14 protein-coding genes and 1 tRNA gene are annotated in these 19,327 nt (G+C 57.5%); 11 read left to right on the top strand and 4 right to left on the bottom strand.

Features of this window, described 5'->3' with window-relative positions; genetic code table 11:
- Position 1: 1 nt before the first annotated feature.
- A complete protein-coding gene (locus AT687_RS08945; RefSeq protein WP_003852617.1) occupies positions 2-1,969 on the bottom strand; it encodes an ATP-dependent DNA helicase in 1,968 nt (655 codons plus the stop codon).
- 31 nt (positions 1,970-2,000) lie between these two features.
- Positions 2,001-3,314 (bottom strand): nicotinate phosphoribosyltransferase, encoded by a 1,314-nt coding sequence (locus AT687_RS08940; RefSeq protein ID WP_003852615.1) that lies wholly within the window; start codon positions 3,312-3,314, stop codon positions 2,001-2,003.
- A 61-nt stretch (positions 3,315-3,375) separates the two neighbouring features.
- Between AT687_RS08940 and clpS the strand changes: the two genes are divergently transcribed.
- From clpS to rdgB, 8 genes are read left to right on the top strand one after another with little or no spacing between them, the layout of a single operon-like run.
- Positions 3,376-3,717: an ATP-dependent Clp protease adapter ClpS gene (gene clpS / locus AT687_RS08935; RefSeq protein WP_003852614.1), complete on the top strand. Its 342-nt coding sequence runs from the start codon at positions 3,376-3,378 to the stop codon at positions 3,715-3,717.
- Between the two features lie 16 nt (positions 3,718-3,733).
- Positions 3,734-4,270: a DUF2017 domain-containing protein gene (locus AT687_RS08930; RefSeq protein WP_010935379.1), complete on the top strand. Its 537-nt coding sequence runs from the start codon at positions 3,734-3,736 to the stop codon at positions 4,268-4,270.
- A complete protein-coding gene (locus AT687_RS08925; RefSeq protein WP_014319271.1) occupies positions 4,270-5,202 on the top strand; it encodes a P1 family peptidase in 933 nt (310 codons plus the stop codon). The genes AT687_RS08930 and AT687_RS08925 overlap by 1 nt, the downstream gene beginning before the upstream one ends.
- Positions 5,199-5,771 (top strand): rhomboid family intramembrane serine protease, encoded by a 573-nt coding sequence (locus AT687_RS08920; RefSeq protein WP_014308630.1) that lies wholly within the window; start codon positions 5,199-5,201, stop codon positions 5,769-5,771. The genes AT687_RS08925 and AT687_RS08920 overlap by 4 nt, the downstream gene beginning before the upstream one ends.
- Entirely contained in the window at positions 5,768-6,565 is a 798-nt protein-coding gene (gene murI / locus AT687_RS08915; RefSeq protein ID WP_014308629.1) for a glutamate racemase, read from the top strand. Before AT687_RS08920 ends, murI begins: the two co-directional genes overlap by 4 nt.
- A 52-nt stretch (positions 6,566-6,617) precedes the next feature.
- Positions 6,618-7,385 carry an MBL fold metallo-hydrolase gene (locus AT687_RS08910; RefSeq protein ID WP_014317018.1) on the top strand — a complete coding sequence of 256 codons (768 nt, stop codon included), beginning with the start codon at positions 6,618-6,620 and terminating at the stop codon, positions 7,383-7,385.
- 10 nt (positions 7,386-7,395) lie between these two features.
- Entirely contained in the window at positions 7,396-8,121 is a 726-nt protein-coding gene (gene rph, locus AT687_RS08905) for a ribonuclease PH (protein WP_014307207.1), read from the top strand.
- Positions 8,118-8,735, top strand: coding sequence for an RdgB/HAM1 family non-canonical purine NTP pyrophosphatase (gene rdgB, locus AT687_RS08900; RefSeq protein WP_014319270.1), 618 nt, complete (start codon positions 8,118-8,120; stop codon positions 8,733-8,735). Before rph ends, rdgB begins: the two co-directional genes overlap by 4 nt.
- 37 nt (positions 8,736-8,772) lie before the next feature.
- Here rdgB and AT687_RS08895 read toward each other — a convergent pair whose 3' ends face one another.
- Together AT687_RS08895 and AT687_RS08890 are read right to left on the bottom strand one after the other, a co-directional pair.
- Positions 8,773-9,129: a DUF3817 domain-containing protein gene (locus tag AT687_RS08895; protein WP_003852603.1), complete on the bottom strand. Its 357-nt coding sequence runs from the start codon at positions 9,127-9,129 to the stop codon at positions 8,773-8,775.
- A 27-nt stretch (positions 9,130-9,156) separates the two neighbouring features.
- Positions 9,157-9,528: a hypothetical protein gene (locus tag AT687_RS08890; protein ID WP_003852602.1), complete on the bottom strand. Its 372-nt coding sequence runs from the start codon at positions 9,526-9,528 to the stop codon at positions 9,157-9,159.
- Positions 9,529-9,620: 92 nt separating this feature from the next.
- Between AT687_RS08890 and AT687_RS08885 the strand changes: the two genes are divergently transcribed.
- The 3 genes from AT687_RS08885 to AT687_RS08875 all read left to right on the top strand — a co-directional run bounded on the left by AT687_RS08885 (position 9,621) and on the right by AT687_RS08875 (position 19,322).
- A tRNA-Leu gene (locus AT687_RS08885) sits at positions 9,621-9,702 on the top strand.
- 73 nt (positions 9,703-9,775) lie between these two features.
- Positions 9,776-10,210, top strand: a complete 435-nt coding sequence (locus AT687_RS13130; RefSeq protein ID WP_227889239.1) for a hypothetical protein — start codon at positions 9,776-9,778, stop codon at positions 10,208-10,210.
- 178 nt (positions 10,211-10,388) lie between these two features.
- Positions 10,389-19,322 carry a type I polyketide synthase gene (locus tag AT687_RS08875; RefSeq protein WP_014319268.1) on the top strand — a complete coding sequence of 2,978 codons (8,934 nt, stop codon included), beginning with the start codon at positions 10,389-10,391 and terminating at the stop codon, positions 19,320-19,322.
- The last annotated feature ends 5 nt before the right edge of the window (positions 19,323-19,327 follow it).

Here is a 19,327-nt window from a genome sequence, read left to right as displayed (position 1 = left end):
TTTACTTTTGCACCAATCGTTTCAAAGCGCCTTGGACTACAGAAGAATCTGTTGTGCGCCAAAAAGCAGGCAGAGAGGACAAGAAGAAAGAACCGTAACGCTTCTTTACAATGCGGGTATCCAAAATTGCGACGACTCCGCGGTCAGTGACGTGGCGCAGCAAACGGCCAGCACCTTGTGCCATGAGCAACGCCGCATGCGTAGCAGCAACTTCCATGAAACCGTTACGGCCATCGGCATCAGCTGCTTCCTTTCGGGCTTGCAACAGCGGATCATCAGGGCGTGGAAATGGAATTCTGTCGATAATCACCAAGGAACACGATTTACCAGGAACATCTACTCCCTGCCAGAGGCTCAATGTGCCAAACAAACAGGTGTTTTCCTGTTTGGAGAACTGCGATACCAAGGCCCCCGTCGAGTCATCGCCTTGGCACAGGACATCGAAGGGCAAGCGCTTGCGCATCTCTTCGGTAGCTTGAACAGCTGCGCGTTTAGAAGAAAACAATCCCAAAGTGCGCCCGCCCGCCGCCATAATCAGATTGTAGATTTCGTCGAGTGTTTCCGGAGACAGCCCATCACGCCCTGGATCGGGGAGATGGCGCGCCGTGTACAAAATGCCCGACTTTGCTGGATCAAAAGGCGTACCGGCATCGAGGGAATCCCATGTTCCTTTAGGCAAACCCCAGCTAGCAGCCATGGCATTGAAATTACCGCCGATGGTCAACGTAGCCGAGGCCAAGACCACAGTGTTTTCACCGAAAAGGCGCGTATGCAGCAAACCGGCGACCGACAGTGGGGCGACTTTGAGCATGACGCCTCGACGCTCATCGTGGATGACCCACACTACGTCATCGTGAGTGCTGGGGTCTTCGGCTTCGAACACCTCCAAAATACGGACGACGGAATCATGCTGGTCGTTCAGGTGATTAGACAGGGACATGCGTTCGGCATGCCGTTCAGGATCGTTTGCGGCCTCGCCGTCGGGAGCGTGGCTGACTTGATCGCGCAGGGACCACAAAGCGTCGCGAAGGGATACCAGCTGGGACCGCAACGAATCGGGAAGATCAGTAATGCGACCAGACTCAATGGTCAACATCTCGTCTTCCCACTCTTTAGCGATGTCAACGACTTTTTCGTCTTTGCCATTAGCACCGAGTTTGCCGGCGCGTCGTGCAGACATCGACAACGCTGTCACACCGATTTCATTGGTTGCCACTGCTGTGATTCGGCCGTCGAGCTCATGAGCCTCATCCACGATCACAACATCATGCTCGGGCAATACATTGACCTCGGACAAAGCATCAATCGCCAGCAATGCGTGGTTGGTTACGATCACATCTACCTCATGTGCCTTTTTGCGGGCTCGTTCCGCAAAACAGTCTTCACCATGAGGGCAACGCGAAGCACCAATACATTCTTGAGCAGAAACACTGACTTGGCGCCACGCCAAATCAGGAACACCCGGTTCGAGGCTATCGCGATCACCGGTTTCGGTGTCATTGGCCCATTCGTGGATACGAGCAACGTGCTTTCCCAACCACGAGATGTCTTCTTCATCAATCAGAGCATCTTCTGGGCCTTCAACTGCTGCAATTTTGTTCATGCAAAGATAGTTCGCACGACCCTTCATGATGGCAAAGGTTGGGCGACGCTCCAACAAAGGCTCCAAAGCGTCCGCCAGACGTGGCAGATCGCGGTCAACGAGCTGGCGTTGCAAGGCAATCGTTGCTGTAGAAACAACGACTGTGGTGTTGGTGGCTTGCGCATGCCGAATTGCCGGAACCAAATAAGCAAGCGACTTGCCCGTGCCGGTCCCAGCTTGAACAGCCAAATGGCGTTCCGTTTCCAAAGCGTTGGTCACGGCGTTGGCCATCGAAACTTGGCCTTTACGCGTAGAACCTCCCAATGCAGCAACAGCTGCACTGAGAAGTTCGTCAGTGGAAACTACCAATGGGGAAACGGAGCTCATGCCGAATATGGTACGGCGTGGCAGCTAAAAGTTACTGATCGAATCCCACATGGCGAGTTGCCAAGACAGGTTCGTCTCGGCTTAAAGCCAATCCTTCCCAAGGGATGGTGACGAGTTGCTGGGCCAAGTAAGCACGGGATTCTTCCAAAGTAGGAAGCCCCTCCACGACCACGCCATCACGCATGAGTGGGATGGTGAGCTCTACCGACGTGAGAGTGCCAACCTGGGGGACTGGATGTTCATAAGGGAACACGAGTTCTTCCACAGCGGTTCCAGACGCACGGTGAGTACGGGCTGCACGCTTAGCGCCACCGAGCATTCCTTTGCCACGGGAGCGTTTAGAAACAGGATTGCCATCGACTTCCACCAGTTTGTACACCATGCCAGCAGTAGGAGCGCCGGAACCAGTAACAACAGATGTGCCAACACCAAAAACATCGACTGGATTGCCGCGAAGACCAGCGATGGCATATTCATCAAGATCGGAGGACACCACAATTTGAGTGTTATGAGCACCAAGATTATCCAACTCTTGACGGATCTTACGGGTCATCACGCCAAGATCGCCGGAGTCGATTCGTACTGCGCCGAGCTCGGGGCCAGCCACCTCGATTGCATTGCGCACACCTTGAGCAATGTCATAGGTGTCGATGAGCAAAGTAGTCCCAGTGCCCTGGGCTTTCACCTGAGACTCGAAAGCACTCTTCTCATTGGGCGTGCCATCCTCGTTAACATGCAAAAGCGTCCACGCATGGGCCGCCGTTCCAGAACCTGGAATGCCATACCGGTGCACGGCTTCCAAATTGGAAGTAGCACTAAAACCTGCAAGATAGGCTGCACGGGTTGCAGTGACAGCTGCGTATTCGTGAGTTCGACGAGAACCCATCTCGATAATGGTACGGCCATCGGCGGCGGTGACCATGCGAGCTGCTGCAGTTGCCACGGCGGAGTCTGCATTCATGATGGACAAGATGACGGTTTCGAGGATCACGCATTCGGCGAAGGTGCCACGAACGGTCAAAATGGGGGAATGTGGGAAGTACAGTTCGCCCTCGCGGTAGCCGTCGATATGTCCTGCGAAGCGGTAGTTACGCAGGTATTCGAGGGTGGTGTCGTTGAGGAATGTCAGGCTGGCAAGCTGAGCTTCGGTGAAACGGAAGTTTTGAACAGCTTCGAGTACACGGGGCGTACCTGCGACAACGCCATAGCGGCGCTCGTTAGGAAGACGTCGACCGAAGACCTCGAAAGTGCATTGGCGCTCTGCGGTGCCGTCGGCAAGCGCTGACTGCAACATGGTCAGCTCATACATGTCGGTGAGAAGCGCAGTGGATTGATTATGAGTCACGACTCACAGCTTAGCCCCCGAAACAACGTGACGGTGGCAATACCTACTAGGCTGGTGAACTATGTATGGCGCGACGAATAACGTGAATGCCCCTGACGTGGTGCTTTCTTCACCCATGGCTACCCCCTCTCTTGATGAGGAAATGGCCGTCGAAGTGGCATCCAGTGAGAATCTGCCGTGGATGTGCATCGTGTGGGACGACCCAGTCAACCTGATGAGCTACGTCACCTATGTGTTCCAAACAATTCTCGGATACAGCAAGAAGAGAGCCACAGAGCTGATGATGCAAGTGCATACCGAAGGCAAAGCTGTGGTTTCTTCTGGTGAGCGAGACAAAGTAGAAGCCGACGTGAAAAAGCTGCACACAGCAGGTCTTTGGGCCACAATGCAGCAAGGCGGCTAGGAAAGGACAAACCGGCGTGGAAGCCTGGAAAAAGAAAAAAGGCCTGTTCAAGGGGGCTCGGTATCAATGTACGCTCGAGCCAATTGAGCGGGAAGTGCTGGGAAACCTAGCGGCCAACATATCGGAAGTTCTTATTTCGCGAGCACAGTCGGCACCCAAAGACGAGCTGGCAGAGTTAACTGGCATGGGTGGTGGGCATACTGAGGCACCGGAAGACCCAGGTCTTGCGCGGCTGCTACCAGATTTTGAGATGCAAGGCGATGAAGAATTCGACGGTGATAATTCGTTGCTGCGAAGTCTTCACGAAAACGACATCACGCGCGCCAAGCTCGCCAACCTGCAAACCATTGGCCAAGCGCTCGGGCCGGACGGCAGTGTGTTTGTCACCGTCACCGAGGAGGAAGCCCAAGCGTGGGTGGCTGGCCTCAACGACATTCGCCTGTACCTAGCTTCGAGTGAGGTACAGGATACGGAAGATCGTGACGCGCTCGTCGAGTGGCTTGCTTTTGCACAGGAATCCCTGCTCACGGCAATGATGGGGTCGCTAGATTAATGGGCGGGCTTATCGACGTCCTCGGCGTGCTCGTCGGCCACCGCAGCCTTGGCGATACGGGCTGCACCGTGGTCGTAACGCCTGAGTCTGCAATCGGCGCTGTAGATGTTCGCGGTGGCGGACCAGGTACGAGAGAAACAGATCTGTTGGAGCCGCACAACACAGTGCAGCGAGTCCATGCCGTGGTGCTATCAGGTGGATCAGCGTTTGGTCTTGCCACCGCGGATGGTGTGATGCGCACACTCGATTCGCGTGGCATTGGGTTCCCCGTGCCCGGTGGGGTAAGCGTGCCCATTGTGCCAGGGGCTGTGATCTTCGATCTACTAGTAGGGGATCCGTACCACCGGCCAACGGCTGCCGATGGTGAAGCAGCAGTCCACGATGCTTTCGATGGCGGTTCGGCCACCGCAGTGGGCTCGGTTGGTGCTGGCTGCGCTGCTACCGCAGGTGTGCTCAGGGGCGGGTTTGGGCAGGCGTCGCAACGCGTGGGGGATTATGTGGTTGCCGCTGGTGTGGTGGCCAATCCAGTGGGTTCCGTGGTGGATCCACGCAGCGGCCGCCTGTGGGCTGATCCTGACGTGCGCGTAGATCCGGAGAAGTTCTCCCAGCTCAAGGGCCTAGAAACTAAGCTCAATACGACCATTGGTGTGATCGCCACTGATGCGCCGGTAACCAAAGCACAAGCGCAACGGCTCGCCATGGTCGGCCACGACGGGATTGCTGTGGCAATTCGACCTGCCCACTCGCCGTTGGACGGGGACACGCTGTTTGCTATTTCGACGGGTGACGGCGCTGGTGTGGACGTCGATACGCTGGCACAGCTATCGCGCGCAGCGGCGGAAGTGGTAGCCCAAGCAATCGTGTCCGCAGTGGTCAACGCAACATCGGCATACGGGATGACAGCACTATCGGAAATCGCGGTGGTCGAATGAAAACAGGCGTGCTTGCAGCCCTCGGCTACGTCATAACAATCTGGGCCGTCCACATTGTCAATATCGTCTTCTTTGGCGGCTACCTAGCGCAGATCCTCGGCATCCATCCGCTAGATATCCCCAGCGTGTGGCATATTTTCACCTCGCCATTCATCCATGGCAGCCAAGCCCACCTCATGGCCAATACTGTTCCCGGCGCGATCTTCGCGTTCTTCGTCGGTTTGTCTGGCAAGCGGGCGTTTTGGGAGGTTGCGTTTATCGTCGCTGTGGTTGGCGGCTTAGGCACGTGGATTTTCGGCGGGATCGGTACAAGCCATATTGGTGCATCGGGAATGATTTATGGCTGGCTGGCGTATCTTGTGGTGCGAGGAATTTTTAATCGCAGCCTCGCACACGCGGCGCTAGGCGTGGTCTTGGCGTTTATGTATGGCGGCTTGGTGTGGGGTGTGCTGCCGCTGGAGCCTGGGGTGTCGTGGCAGGCACACCTGTTTGGGGCTGTTGGCGGGGTAGTGGCGGGGGCTGCTATTTCGTCGGATGATCCGAAACCGCGTAGGAAGGAATTGCAGTGAATAACGCACCGATTGGGATTTTCGATTCTGGTGTCGGCGGACTGACCGTTGCGCGAGTGATTATGGAGCAGCTGCCCAACGAGTCGGTGATTTATATCGGAGATACCGCTAACAGTCCGTATGGGCCAAAGCCTATCGCCCAAGTTCGGGAGTTGTCGCTGGCTATCGGCGAGGAATTAGTGCGTCGTGGCTGCAAGATGATCGTGATTGCGTGCAACACGGCAACGTCGGCGGCATTGCGGGACCTTCGGGAGCGTTTCGACGTCCCCGTCTTAGGCGTGATTCTTCCCGCAGTGCGCAGGGCTGTCTCAACAACCCGCAACGGAAAAATCGGTGTGATTGGTACAGAAGGCACCATTAAGTCGGGGGCGTATCAAGAACTATTTGCGGCGAGCCCCTCGGTTGAGGTGCATGCACAGGCGTGCCCAAGTTTTGTCAGCTTTGTAGAACGTGGCATAACGTCGGGCCGGCAGATCTTGGGGGTTGCGCAAGGATATGTGGAACCTCTGCAAGCCGCAGGCGTGGATACTTTGGTGCTCGGGTGCACCCATTACCCGTTGCTGACGGGTGTGATTCAGCTGGCGATGGGCGATCGCGTCACGTTGGTGTCGTCGGCAGAAGAAACTGCGAAGGACGTTTTTAAAACGTTGAGCATGGCAGACATGCTGGCCAGCGAGGATTCCACACCAGTTCGGACATTTGAATCGACAGGGGATCCGGTGCTGTTCGCACAGTTGGCGGAGCGGTTCTTGGGGCCTCATGTGACGAACGTGGAAAAATTCGCGGGTATGTAATGTGCGTTCCTTGTGTTCACTTTTTACATCAAAACGTGGCAATGTTAGCAGCATGAAGCTGACCATTCTCGGAAGTTCTGGAAGCGTAGGTGCGCCAGACAATCCTTCCTCCGGCTACCTCATTCAGTTCGAGAATTCCCCGAGCATTGCGATGGACTTTGGCCACGGTGTGATGGGTGAACTCCAACGGATTCAAGATCCTAACGACGCCCACGTGGTGTTCTCCCACATGCACGCCGATCACTGCATGGATTTCCCTGCACTGATGGTGTGGCGGCGATTCCACCCCACCCAACCCGCGCCGGGTCGAAACCTCTGCGGGGGCCCGAAGGATGCACCAGTGGTGTTGGGTCGTCTGAGCAGTAATTCCATTGACAAAGTGGATGACATGTCGGATACGTTCGCGTTCATCCCATGGGAGCCTGGCAAAGAAGAGATCTTTGGTGCAGTGACCATCACCCCATGGCCGACGATTCACCCGATTGATTCCTATGCGCTGCGCCTAAAAGAAACCCGCACGGGGAAAGTCATCGCCTATTCCGGTGACGCCGCCTATGCGGAAAATCTGATTGATTGTGCACGTGACGCTGACCTGTTTTTGTGCGAGGCTACATGGGGTGCCACCAGCGAAGGTAAGGCCCCAGACATGCACATGAGTGGCGCAGAAGCTGGCCGTCTCGCGCGGTTGGCGGGTGCGAAGAAACTCGTGCTGGTGCACATCCCACCATGGAGTGATACCAATGAGGCGCTTGCTGCGGCACGCGCCGAATTTGACGGCGAGGTTCTCGTCGGCGAGCACGGTCTGGAGCTGACAGTGTAGCGTAAACCGTATGACTGATTTTTCTCGTGCAGACGGCCGCGCCGTCGACCAGATGCGTACTGTTAAAATCACCCGCGGTTTTACCTCAAACCCAGCCGGCAGCGTTCTCGTTGAATTCGGCAACACTCGCGTGATGTGTACCGCCTCCGTTGAACTCGGTGTTCCTCGCTTCAAGCGTGACTCCGGCGAAGGTTGGCTCACCGCCGAATACGCCATGCTGCCTGCTGCAACCGCTGAGCGCAATGCTCGCGAGTCCATGCGCGGCAAGGTGAAGGGCCGCACCCATGAGATTTCTCGTCTGATTGGACGCTCTCTGCGTGCCGCTGTTGACCTTGGCGAGCTTGGTGAAAACACCATCAACATCGACTGCGACGTTTTGCAGGCCGACGGTGGCACCCGTACCGCTTCGATCACCGGCGCATACGTGGCCCTTGCCGACGCCATCGCTGTGCTCAAAGAACAAGGCGTAGTCCCTGGTAATCCTCTGAAAGCACCAGTAGCTGCGGTGTCTGTCGGCGTGATCGATGGCCAAGTGTGCCTCGACTTGCCCTATGAGGAAGATTCCCGCGCGGATGTGGACATGAACGTGATCATGCAGGGCGATCGCTTTGTGGAAATCCAGGGCACCGGTGAGCACAACACCTTTGATCGTGATGAGCTTGCCGTCATCTTGGACTTCGCGCAGAAGGGCTGCCAAGAACTGTTCGCCGCACAGAAGGCAGCCCTAGAACAGTGAAAGTACTCGTAGCCTCCAACAATGCCAAGAAGCTCGGTGAGCTACGCACCATCTTGGAAAACGCAGGTCTGAGCAACGTCGAGGTAGTGCCGCTTTCTGCAATCGACGCCTACGACGAGCCCGTGGAAGACGGCCGCACTTTCGCCGACAACGCCCTAATTAAGGCCCGTGCGGGTGCACACCACAGTGGGCTTATCACGATTGCCGATGACTCTGGGTTCGCCGTTGAAGAACTCAACGGAATGCCAGGGGTGCTGTCTGCTCGCTGGTCTGGGCAACATGGCAATGACGCAACCAACAACGAGTTGGTGCTTGCTCAGATGAAACATGTCCCAGAGGAGCGTCGACACGCGGCGTTTGTGTCCGTCTGTGCGCTCGTGACCCCCGACGGCGACGAACACATCGTCGAGGGGCGCTGGGAAGGTCGCATGCTCACCGCACTCCGCGGCGCCAACGGCTTCGGCTACGACCCCCTGTTCGTACCCGCCGAAGAAGACGCAGCCGGCACTGGGCGCACCTCGGCAGAAATGAGCCCGGCGGAAAAGAACGCCATCTCACACCGCGGTAAAGCGCTTCAACAACTCGTCCCCATCATCGCGGGATATAACGCATAAAAAATGTGCTGAGGAATTGATCTCCTCAGCACATTTTTTAATCACGATCCAGCTGGAACGTCTCAGTGACATCCTTACGACGCCAGTGCTCCACAAAGAAGGACAAGAACGGCACCACGCCACCCAGCGCTGTGACTAGCCACTTCACTGGCGACCAACGTGCCTTAGTGCCCAAGTTCAACGACGTAATCAGGTAAACGATGTAGAACAAACCATGAACCTGGGCGATGTACTTCGCCCACTCAGGGATTTCCATCTGGAAACCGTACTGGCATACCATGCGGACAACCAGCACGAGGAGCATCACACCGGTTGCCCATGCGGCGATCGAAAAGTACCGCAAAGCTTGGGCTACACGACGCTTACGCTCAGGGTGAATGGTTGGGGTAGTCATGAGAAAAGAAAACTCCTTTATTGTTTCCTATTGTTTCCGGCGTTCAGGCTGATTCAAACGATTGAATTCCTCCACAGTGAGTTCCCTACGCTGAGGGAGGAAAGACTCATCGATTTCCGTAGGCGATTCGCTATCTTTCGGCCCGAAAAGCTCATCGTCACCCAACAAACGCTGGTTCTCATACTCTACAAACTTGCGGTACGCGTAGACGAAAAAGCCACCGAAAAACGGCCACTGGATGGCATAGCCCAAATTCTGGAATGTGCCAGTGCCAGACTGGAACCGGGTCCACTGCCACCACGCCAAGCCGAACGTGCAGGCCACCAAGACCGCTAAGAACAAAACATGCCACAAGCGGATCTTAAAACGGCGAGATTGTTGGTCAGGGCTAGTACTCACAACCACTAACCCTACCGCGAACCGCCGGAAAAGCCACGAGGGGGAGGATTTGCGCTAAGCATTCCAGAACGTATATTGTTTGTCCCATCAACGCGCCCGTGGCGGAATTGGCAGACGCGCTGGATTTAGGTTCCAGTGTCTTAGGACGTGAGAGTTCAAGTCTCTCCGGGCGCACAGTAACACAGCACCGTCTGAATTGATCAGGCGGTGCTTTTGTTTTTCCCTGTTGCTCCAAGACCTCGAACTTATGAACACGAAAACCGCAGGACGCGAAAATCACCCGAAATTGTCGTCCTGCGGTTTTCGTGTTCTTGGATTCGAGTTCTCGCCTGTATGCTATTGGGTTTTCTGCGACCTGCGGAAACAGGCGGCACGTGGGGAGGTTTGCCCTAAACTGCCCGTGGTGACGCGTCAACACCTAATTCTTGGCGTTACCATTGCTGGCATGAGTATTTCTCGGCATCTGGATCAGTATTTGAGTGAACGTGGTTTGGTTCAGCGCGCGGAAGTTGTACCGGAGGACGGGTGTCAGGAGTTTTTGCCGGCGGATCGTTGGTTTGGCGACATGCCGGAGGGTGAAATGGTGGAAAATGACACGCCGCAAAAATATTTTTTTGACGAAAGTACTGGCGATGTTATCGATCAGGCGCGGTCGATGATCGAGGACCTTTTTCGCAGCTAGAAAGGTTTGTGGGCAAAACTTTACCGTCGAGGTAGAGGATGTGTGGCGGGCTATCCCAACCCAACCTGCCCTGAAAAAGATGACAGTTTCCTCATATTTTGTGGCATATTAGTCTGGCAAAAGTTTTTAAGGCAGAACCTTCTTCACGATGGTCCGTAATTACAGGAGAGACAATCAGGTGACTGAACACAGCATCTTTACCAGCCATGCGGGCGCCTCTAGGTTGATCGACAACCTCGAAGAGCAACCCTTCGCCTTGGTATTTTCCGGTCAAGGGTTCGACTGGCTGGAAACGTTGCGCACCTCTGTTGAGCAGGGCGCCGCACGCACTCTCGCCCCGATCATCGACGAGGCCGCTGAGATCCTCAAGCCTGCCGCAGGGTACTTGGCTCCGTGGCAGCCACAGGGATTCAAGCCGATTGAGTGGGCTCGCTCGGAGTCGCTGGCGTTGGATACGCAGGCGGCGTCGTTAAGCGTGCCGGGCATTGTGGTCGCACAGCTGGCAACGCTGGACCAGCTGGAAAAGCAGGGCTTGGACCTGGACAAGGCTGTGGCCAGCATTGGGCATTCGCAGGGAATTTTGGGTGTGATGGCCCATGCGGATCTCACTCGCGCAGCCGAAATCCTTGCGATTTCCCAGCTCATTGGTGCTGCGATTGCACGTCAAGGCCGGATCACGCACATGGTGGTGGCAGGCGACGCGCGTCCGATGGTGTCGATCGAGGGCGTAACCCAGCAACAGCTCGAGGATGCGATCGCTACGGCGGGTGTGGCCTCGGAGATCGGTCTGCGCAACGCGCGTTCCACGTTTGTGCTTGTTGGTACGCCTGCTGATAACCAGAAGGTGATTGAGGTTCTGCAAGCACAGGCTGCGGTGAGTGCCCGCGAGGTTGAGAATAAGCTGCGTGGTGGTCGCGCGTTTGAGCCTGTGATTAAGCCGCTGGATGTTGAGGTTGCTTTCCATCATTCTGCGATGGCTCCTGCGGTTGATGTGGTCGTGGAGATGGCTGCTGCGTGTGGCATTGATACTGAGCGTGCGCGTAAGGCGGCGCAGGCTGTGATTGTGACTCCTGTGGATTGGCCGCGTGAGGTTGCGCAGGCAACGTCGGCGGGTGCGCAGTGGCTTTTCGACGTCGGCCCGAACGGTGGCGTGGTGTCGCTGACTAACCAGGCTGTGGTGGGGCAGCAGGTGGCGTCGTTTGCAGTGTGTGGCAACGAGGGGCAGGCGGCGTTGTTTGATGCGGGTGTGGCCCCTGAACTGCCGGTTTCTTTTGAAAAATTTGCGCCACGGTTGGTGCGTCGTAACGGTGAGGTGGCGGTGTCCACCAAGTTCACGCAGCTGACTGGTCTTAGCCCCATGCTGCTTGCGGGTATGACCCCTACCACGGTAGATCCTGAGATCGTGGCCGCGGCGGCCAATGCGGGCCACTGGGCTGAGCTTGCTGGTGGCGGCCAGGTCACCCCAGAGATTCTGGAGGGCAACATTGAGCGACTAACGCAGCTGCTTGAGCCTGGCATGAATGCGCAGTTTAACTCCATGTTCTTGGATCCGTACCTGTGGAAGATGCAGGTGGGCGGTAAGCGTCTTGTGCCTAAGGCTCGTGCCCATGGTGCTCCGATTAATGGCATTGTGATTACTGCGGGTATCCCAGAGCACGATGAGGCTGTGGAGCTGGTGCGTGAGCTGCGCGATTCTGGTTTCCCGTGGGTGGCGTTTAAGCCTGGTGCGGTCAAGCATGTGACCAAGGTGTTGGCTATTGCTCGTGAGATCCCGGAGATTCCGGTGATTATTCAGGTTGAGGGCGGTAAAGCGGGCGGCCACCATTCGTGGGAGGAGCTTGATGAGCTGCTGATTGCTACGTATGCGCAGATCCGTGCTGTGGATAACACGGTGTTGTGTGTCGGTGGTGGTATTGGTACTCCGGAGCGTGCTGCGGATTATCTCACGGGTCAGTGGTCGTTGGCGTATGATCTGCCGGCTATGCCTGTCGACGGCATCTTGGTGGGTACTGCGGCGATGGCTACGAAGGAAGCGAAAACTTCTGCTGCTGTGAAGCAGATGCTGGTGGATACCAAGGGCTCTCAGGATTGGGTTCCTGCTGGTGGCGCTGTTAATGGTATGGCTTCGGGGCGTTCGCAGCTGGGTGCGGATATTCACGAGATTGATAATTCCTTTGCCAAGGCTGGCCGGTTGTTGGATGAGGTTGCTGGCGATGCGGATGCGGTGGCGAAGCGTCGTGAGGAGATCATTGCGGCGATCGATAAGACGGCGAAGCCATTTTTTGGCGACCTCGACCAGATGACGTATCGCGCTTGGTTGGAGCGCTATCTTGAGCTTTCTGGGCCGTACCAGGGCGAGTGGACTGATGTGAGCTGGCATGGCCGCTTCGTGCAGATGCTGCACCGTGCGGAGGCGCGGTTGTCGCAGCAGGATCACGGTAGTTTTGCCGCCAGCGTGGAGCTGGGTGTGGATGAGGATCCATACGCTGCGATTGCTGCGTTGGCCACGGCTTATCCGCTGATCGATCAGCTGGTTCACCCTGCGGATGCGGCATGGTTCTTGGAGCTTGCGCGTACTCCTGGCAAGCCGGTGAATTTTGTGCCGGTGATCGATAAGGATATTCGCCGCTGGTGGCGCTCGGATTCCTTGTGGCAGTCGCAGGATGAGCGTTATAGCGCTGATCAGGTGGCTATCATCCCAGGTATTGCTGCGGTTGCAGGTATTGATCGTGTGGATGAGCCGGTTGCGGATCTTTTGGCGCGTTTCGACGCAGCCACCGTGGCACGTCTTACCGGCGAGCAGGTCTGTGAGAACACAGTGCGTGTGGTTTCTCGCGTGCTTGCTGCTAGCGGCACGTACTGGGCTGGCCGCCATGAGCGCAATATTGTTCAGCGCGTTGGTGCACCTGAGCAGTGGGAGGTTTCCGAGGATCAGAAGCGTGCTACGCATCCCAGTGGTGCCACGTTGGTGGAGCTGGATGAGGATCATGCACTGTTGAATGTGGTGCTGGAGGGCTCTACTGCTCCAGGTACGCACGCGGTGTTGCCGATTCGTATTACGGCACCGGCTAAGCCTGGTCAGGTTCCAGCGGTAACCACTGCGGATGCCGAGGAGGCGATGGGTGAGCTGACTCGTATCGCTGCCGGTGGCAACCTTGGTGAGGTCGCAGGCGATAAGGTGACCTCGACGACCAGCATTGACCGTGGTCATGTTGCGGACTATGAGCAGGTGACAGGTTCTGGTCCGGCACCGGACATCCTAGTGGGCAAGGCGTGGCCTGCGATCTTTGCGGCTGTGACTCAGGCGAAGATCCCTGGCACGGATGACTCGGTGATCGAGGGCATGTTGTCGCTGGTTCACTTGGAGCACCACATCACGGTGGTCGACCATGACCTGTTTGCGCAGATCTGTGCTAGTGAGCAGCCGGTGGATATTGATGTGACCGCTCGTGCAGAAGATGTTAGCGACACCACCATTGGTCGTATTGTGATCGTGCGCGCGGAGATGTTCGTCGGCACGCAGCTGGTGGCAAAGCTGAGCGAGCGCATGGCTATTCGCGGCCGCCATGGTTCTGCTGTGGCACGCACAAACACATCCGCCCTGCCTACGGTGGTGGATACCCCACGGTCGTTCCGTGCGAGTGCCACGGTTACCGCACCCGCGTCGATGTTGCCGTTTGCGATGGTGTCGGGGGATCGCAACCCACTGCACGTCTCTGATGTTGCCGCCCAACTGGCAGGCATGAGCGATGGCGTGATCGTGCACGGCATGTGGACGTCTGCCATGGCGGAGCTGACCGCTAGCCAAGACGGCAGCAAGGTAATCGAGTACACCGCCACCATGTTGGCGCCGGTACTACCTGGCCAGCAGGTAGAGTTTGTTGTCGAGCGCAGTGGCGTGGATAGTCGCCCAGGCGCTGGTGAGGTCCGCGAGGTGACCGCAACAGTCGACGGCACCGTGGTTCTTACTGCTACCGCGGTGATGGCCGCACCGACCACGTTCTATGGTTTCCCAGGTCAGGGTATTCAACACCCAGGCATGGGTATGGATGGATTTGCGCGTTCTGCCGCAGCGCGTGCGGTGTGGGAGCGTGCCGATAAGCACACCCGCGAGAATCTGGGATTCTCCATTGTGGAGATCGTGAAGAACAACCCCGAAGAGGTTCGCGTTGCTGGGGAGACGTTCCAGCACCCCAAGGGCGTGCTGTTCCTCACCCAGTTCACCCAAGTGGCAATGGCTACCCTTGGCGTTGCCCAGATCGCCGAGATGAAAGAAGCGAAGGCGCTTAACCAACAGGCACTGTTTGCTGGCCACTCGGTGGGCGAATACAACGCCTTGGCTGCCTATGCTGAGGTGCTTTCGCTAGAAAACGTGGTGGAGATCGTCTACCAGCGCGGATTGACCATGCACCGCCTTGTGGAGCGCGACGCCGAGGGCAACTCCAACTACGGTCTAGCAGCCCTTCGCCCCGACAAGATGGGGCTCAGCGAGGCAGAAGTCTTTGACTACGTAGCCCAGGTTTCCCAAGCAAGTGGCGAGTTCTTGGAGATCGTCAACTACAACATTGCCGGCAAACAGTATGCGGTGGCGGGAACGTCGAAAGGCCTGCGTGCCTTGGCTGCGGATGCGGAAACCCGCGCGCCGGGCAAGCGTGCCTTTATCCAGATCCCTGGTATTGACGTGCCGTTCCACTCCACGCATTTGTTGGATGGTGTGGGTGCGTTCCGTGAGCATTTGGACTCGTTGATCCCAGCAGAGATTGATTTGAGCACGCTGGTAGGCCGCTATATTCCGAACTTGGTGGCGCGCCCGTTCGAGGTGACTCGCGAGTTTATCCAGGCGATGCTTGATGTTGTGGACGCTCCGATTTTGCATGCTGCGTTGGAGAACTTTGATGAGGAGATCCGCGATGAGGTTCGCTTGGCGCGCACCTTGTTGGTTGAGCTGTTGGCGTGGCAGTTTGCGTCGCCGGTGCGCTGGATTGAAACCCAGGATTTGATTATCCGCGGCGATGTGGATCGCTTTGTGGAGGTCGGCGTGGGTTCCTCGCCAACGCTTGCGAACATGTTGGGTCAGACGTTGGCGTTGCCGCAGTATGCGGGCGCTCACCTTGAGGTGTTGAATGTTGAGCGCGATCGTCCGGTGGTGTTTGCTACCGATGAGTTGGTGCGCGAGGCCCCTGAGGTCGAGATAGTTGCGGAGCCGGAGGTGGTGTCTGTTCCGACGGCTGCGGCTCCTACGGAGGCTCCGGTGGCGGCTGCGCCGACGCAGCGTCCGGATGATATTGATTTCTCGTCTGCGGATGCGACTGAGATGTTGATTGCGTTGTGGACTAAGGTTCGCCCTGATCAGATGGGTGCGACGGATTCGATTGAGACGCTGGTGGAGGGTGTATCTTCGCGCCGTAACCAGTTGTTGTTGGATCTGGGTGTGGAGTTCGACTTGGGCGCTATTGATGGCGCTGCTGACGCGGAGCTTACGGAGTTGAATTCCACGGTGTCGCGGATGGCGAAGGGCTACAAGGCGTTTGGTCCGGTGTTAGGCGATGCGATCAATGATGCGTTGCGACGTCTCACCGGCCCTACGGGTAAGCGTCCTAATTATGTTTCGGAGCGCGTGGCTAACGCGTGGGAGCTTGGTGCTGGTTGGGGCGATCACGTGACCGCTGCTGTGGTGTTGGGTGCGCGCGAGGGGGCGTCGTTACGCGGCGGGGACCTGGCAACGTTGAGCCCTGCGTCGCCGTCGAATACCGCTGAGCTGGATCAGTTGATCGATGCTGCGGTGCAGTCGGTTGCTCAGGCGCGTGGCATTTCGGTGGCGTTGCCAACTGCCGGTGGCGCGGGTGGATCCGTGGTGGATTCGGCGGCACTGGGCGAGTTCGCGGAGCACGTTACTGGCGAGCAGGGTGTGTTGGCTACTACGGCGCGCACGATTTTGAACTCCTTGGGATTGTCAGCTTCTGCTGGCATGGATTCCTTGGACGATGCGGACGCGGATGCGGCCCTGTTTGATTTGGTGTCGCAGGAGTTGGGTTCGGACTGGCCACGTCAGGTTGCCCCAGCGTTTGATGCCACCAAGGCGGTGCTTCTCGACGACCGTTGGGCTAGCGCTCGTGAAGATATTGCTCGCGCCGCGGTGTCAGGTAACACCCCCGAGATTGATGTGACTGGTCTTGGCGAGGCCGTTGCCGCCCAGGCGGAGTACTGGGGCTTTGATGAGCTGGCACGTCAGGCACGCGATACCACACCATTGCGCTACGCGGATGACATTGCGGTGGTCACGGGCGCTTCGCCTCGTTCGATTGCGGCCTCAGTGACTGCCGAGCTGCTGGCAGAAGGTGCCACCGTGGTGGTTACTACCTCCAGCCTGAGCCATTCTCGTTTGGCGTTTTATAAGGATCTGTATCGTTCGGCTGCTCGTGGCAGCGCGGCGTTGTGGATCGTTCCTGCGAACCTGTCCTCGTTTGCTGATCTCGATGCGTTGATCGAGTGGATTGGTACGGAACAAACCGCCACCGTTAACGGCAGCAGTGTGCTGATTAAACCAGCTCTGGTTCCTACCGTGCTGTTCCCATTCGCGGCACCGCGCGTGAGCGGTTCCCTGGCAGATACCAGCCACCAGACGGAAATGCAGATGCGCTTGCTGTTGTGGTCGGTAGAAAAGCTCATCGCTGGGCTGTCCAAGATTGGTGTGAACACCCATGTGGGCGAGCGCCTGCACGTGGTGTTGCCAGGTTCTCCTAACCGTGGCCGCTTCGGTGGCGACGGTGCCTATGGTGAGGCCAAGGCCGCACTGGATGCGCTAGTCAACCGCTGGAGTGCAGAAAACGCGTGGAAGTTTGATACCTCGCTGGTCCATATCTTGATCGGTTGGGTGCGTGGCACCGGTTTGATGGGCGGCAACGATCCGCTCGTGGCAGCGGTTGAGGCTGCGGGTGTGACCACCTACTCCACGGAGGAGATCGCTAAGGTGCTGGTGGCGCAGGTTGAGCCTGAGGTTCGTCAGCGTGCCGCGGTTGCCCCAGTTCAGGTGGATTACACCGGTGGTTTGGGCACGGCTGAGCTTGATCTTGCGGAGTTGGCACGCAATGCCACGCTGCCGCACGCAGAAAGTGATGATGCCGAGGCTGGCACGAAGCTCAAGGCGTTGCCGTCGCTACCTCACCAGCTGGCAGCACCTGCACCAGATTTTGCGGGGCAGGTGTCGCAGAAACTCGATGACATGGTCGTGATCGTCGGCGCTGCAGAGCTTGGGCCTTATGGTTCCTCGCGCACCCGCTTTGAGGCAGAAACCACCGGCGATCTGAATGCCGCTGGTGTGCTTGAGTTGGCGTGGACCATGGGACTTATTCACTGGGATGAGGACCCAACCCCAGGTTGGTACGACGCTGATGACCAAGCGATTGCAGAAGAAGACATCTTTGATCGCTTCCACGACGAAGTATTAGCCCGCGTGGGCGTGCGCCGCTACCACGACGACTTCGGCATGGTAAATAACCTCGCACCAGAGCTGACCACGATCTATTTGGATCAAGACATCAGCTTTGTGGTCACCGATAAGGCCGCTGCCAAGACGTTCTTGGAGTCCGAGCCAGAACTGACCACGGTGGCACACAACCCAGAAACTGGGGAGTGGATTGTTACCCGTAAGGCAGGCTCGGCGGTACGCGTGCCGCGTCGTATGGCGATGAGCCGTTTTGTGGGCGGCCAGATTCCAGAAGGATTTGATCCTTCGGTCTATGGAATCCCGGCCGACATGGTGGACAACTTGGATCGCGTGGCACTGTGGAACCTCGTGTGCACGGTGGATGCGTTCTTAAGCTCCGGATTTAGCCCAGCTGAGTTGTTGGCGGCGATCCACCCCGCTCGTGTTTCTTCCACCCAAGGCACTGGCCTTGGCGGCATGGAATCCATGCGTTCGCTCTATGTGGACGGCCTGCTTGCCGAGCCACGCCAAAACGACATCCTGCAGGAAGCGCTGCCCAACGTGATGGCTGCGCACGTGATGCAGTCTTATGTTGGTGGCTACGGCCAGATGATCCACCCGGTTGCCGCGTGTGCTACTGCTGCGGTGTCGGTGGAAGAGGGCGTAGACAAGATCAAGCTGGGCAAGTCCGACTTTGTGGTCGCCGGTGGTTTTGATGATCTTTCCATCGAGGGCATTACTGGCTTCGGTGACATGGCGGCTACGGCGGATTCTGCAGAAATGGCTGCTAAGGGCATTGAGCATCGCTTCTTCTCTCGTGCGAATGACCGCCGTCGCGGTGGGTTCGTAGAAGCTGCTGGTGGCGGCACCGTGCTGTTGGCACGTGGCTCGCTTGCCGCAGATTTGGGTCTACCGGTTCACGGTGTGATTGGCTTTGCGGAGTCCTTCGCTGATGGTGCACACATGTCGATCCCAGCGCCTGGTCTCGGTGCGTTGGGTGCAGCACGCGGTGGCAAGGATTCCCGGTTGGCTCATCAGCTGGCAGCGGTGGGTGTGACTGCGGATGACATCTCGGTGTTGTCTAAGCACGACACCTCCACCACTGCGAATGATCCGAACGAGTCGGATCTGCACGAGCGTCTTGCCAAGGCATTGGGCCGTACCACGGGCAATCCCATGTTTGTGGTGTCGCAGAAGTCGCTGACTGGCCATGCGAAGGGTGGCGCTGCTGCCTTCCAGATGATCGGGCTTACCCAGGTGCTGCGCAGCGGTGTGATTCCTGGCAACCTTGCACTCGATTGTGTGGATCCGGTGTTGCGTGAGCACAAGCACTTGGTGTGGTTACGCAGCGCTATGCAGCTAGGAACTGCCGCCAAGGCTGGTTTGGTCACCTCGCTGGGCTTTGGCCACGTGTCGGCGATCATCGCGATCGTGCACCCACAGGCGTTTGTGGAGGCTTTGGTTGCGCAGCGCGGTAGTGCGCAGCAGTGGCAGGAGGCAGCCCATGCCAAGGAGGAAAGCGGCCAGCGTCATCTGCTCAAGGCGATGATGGGCAAAGCCACCATGTACCAGCGTCCGGTGGATCGCAACCTTGGCAATGGCGGTAAGGAACTAGAAGCAGCGGTGCTGCTGAATGATTCCGCCCGCTTGGTTGACGGTGTGTATGTGGTTGATCCAGTAGCCTAAAGCTG

This window comes from Corynebacterium diphtheriae, assembly GCF_001457455.1.
GTDB classification, from domain to species: Bacteria; Actinomycetota; Actinomycetes; order Mycobacteriales; family Mycobacteriaceae; genus Corynebacterium; species Corynebacterium diphtheriae.
The sequence above is the reverse complement of the archived record's forward strand: the minus strand, read 5'-3'. Positions and strand labels throughout refer to the sequence as shown.

Bases quoted from the DNA above. Each gene is read 5' to 3' on its own strand.
- AT687_RS08895 (WP_003852603.1), bottom strand. From the start codon at position 9,129: ATGACTACCCCAACCATTCACCCTGAGCGTAAGCGTCGTGTAGCCCAA.
- AT687_RS08910 (WP_014317018.1), top strand. From the start codon at position 6,618: ATGAAGCTGACCATTCTCGGAAGTTCTGGAAGCGTAGGTGCGCCAGAC.
- AT687_RS08945 (WP_003852617.1), bottom strand. From the start codon at position 1,969: ATGAGCTCCGTTTCCCCATTGGTAGTTTCCACTGACGAACTTCTCAGT.
- AT687_RS08925 (WP_014319271.1), top strand. From the start codon at position 4,270: ATGGGCGGGCTTATCGACGTCCTCGGCGTGCTCGTCGGCCACCGCAGC.
- AT687_RS08920 (WP_014308630.1), top strand. From the start codon at position 5,199: ATGAAAACAGGCGTGCTTGCAGCCCTCGGCTACGTCATAACAATCTGG.
- clpS (WP_003852614.1), top strand. From the start codon at position 3,376: ATGTATGGCGCGACGAATAACGTGAATGCCCCTGACGTGGTGCTTTCT.
- rph (WP_014307207.1), top strand. From the start codon at position 7,396: ATGACTGATTTTTCTCGTGCAGACGGCCGCGCCGTCGACCAGATGCGT.
- AT687_RS13130 (WP_227889239.1), top strand. From the start codon at position 9,776: ATGAACACGAAAACCGCAGGACGCGAAAATCACCCGAAATTGTCGTCC.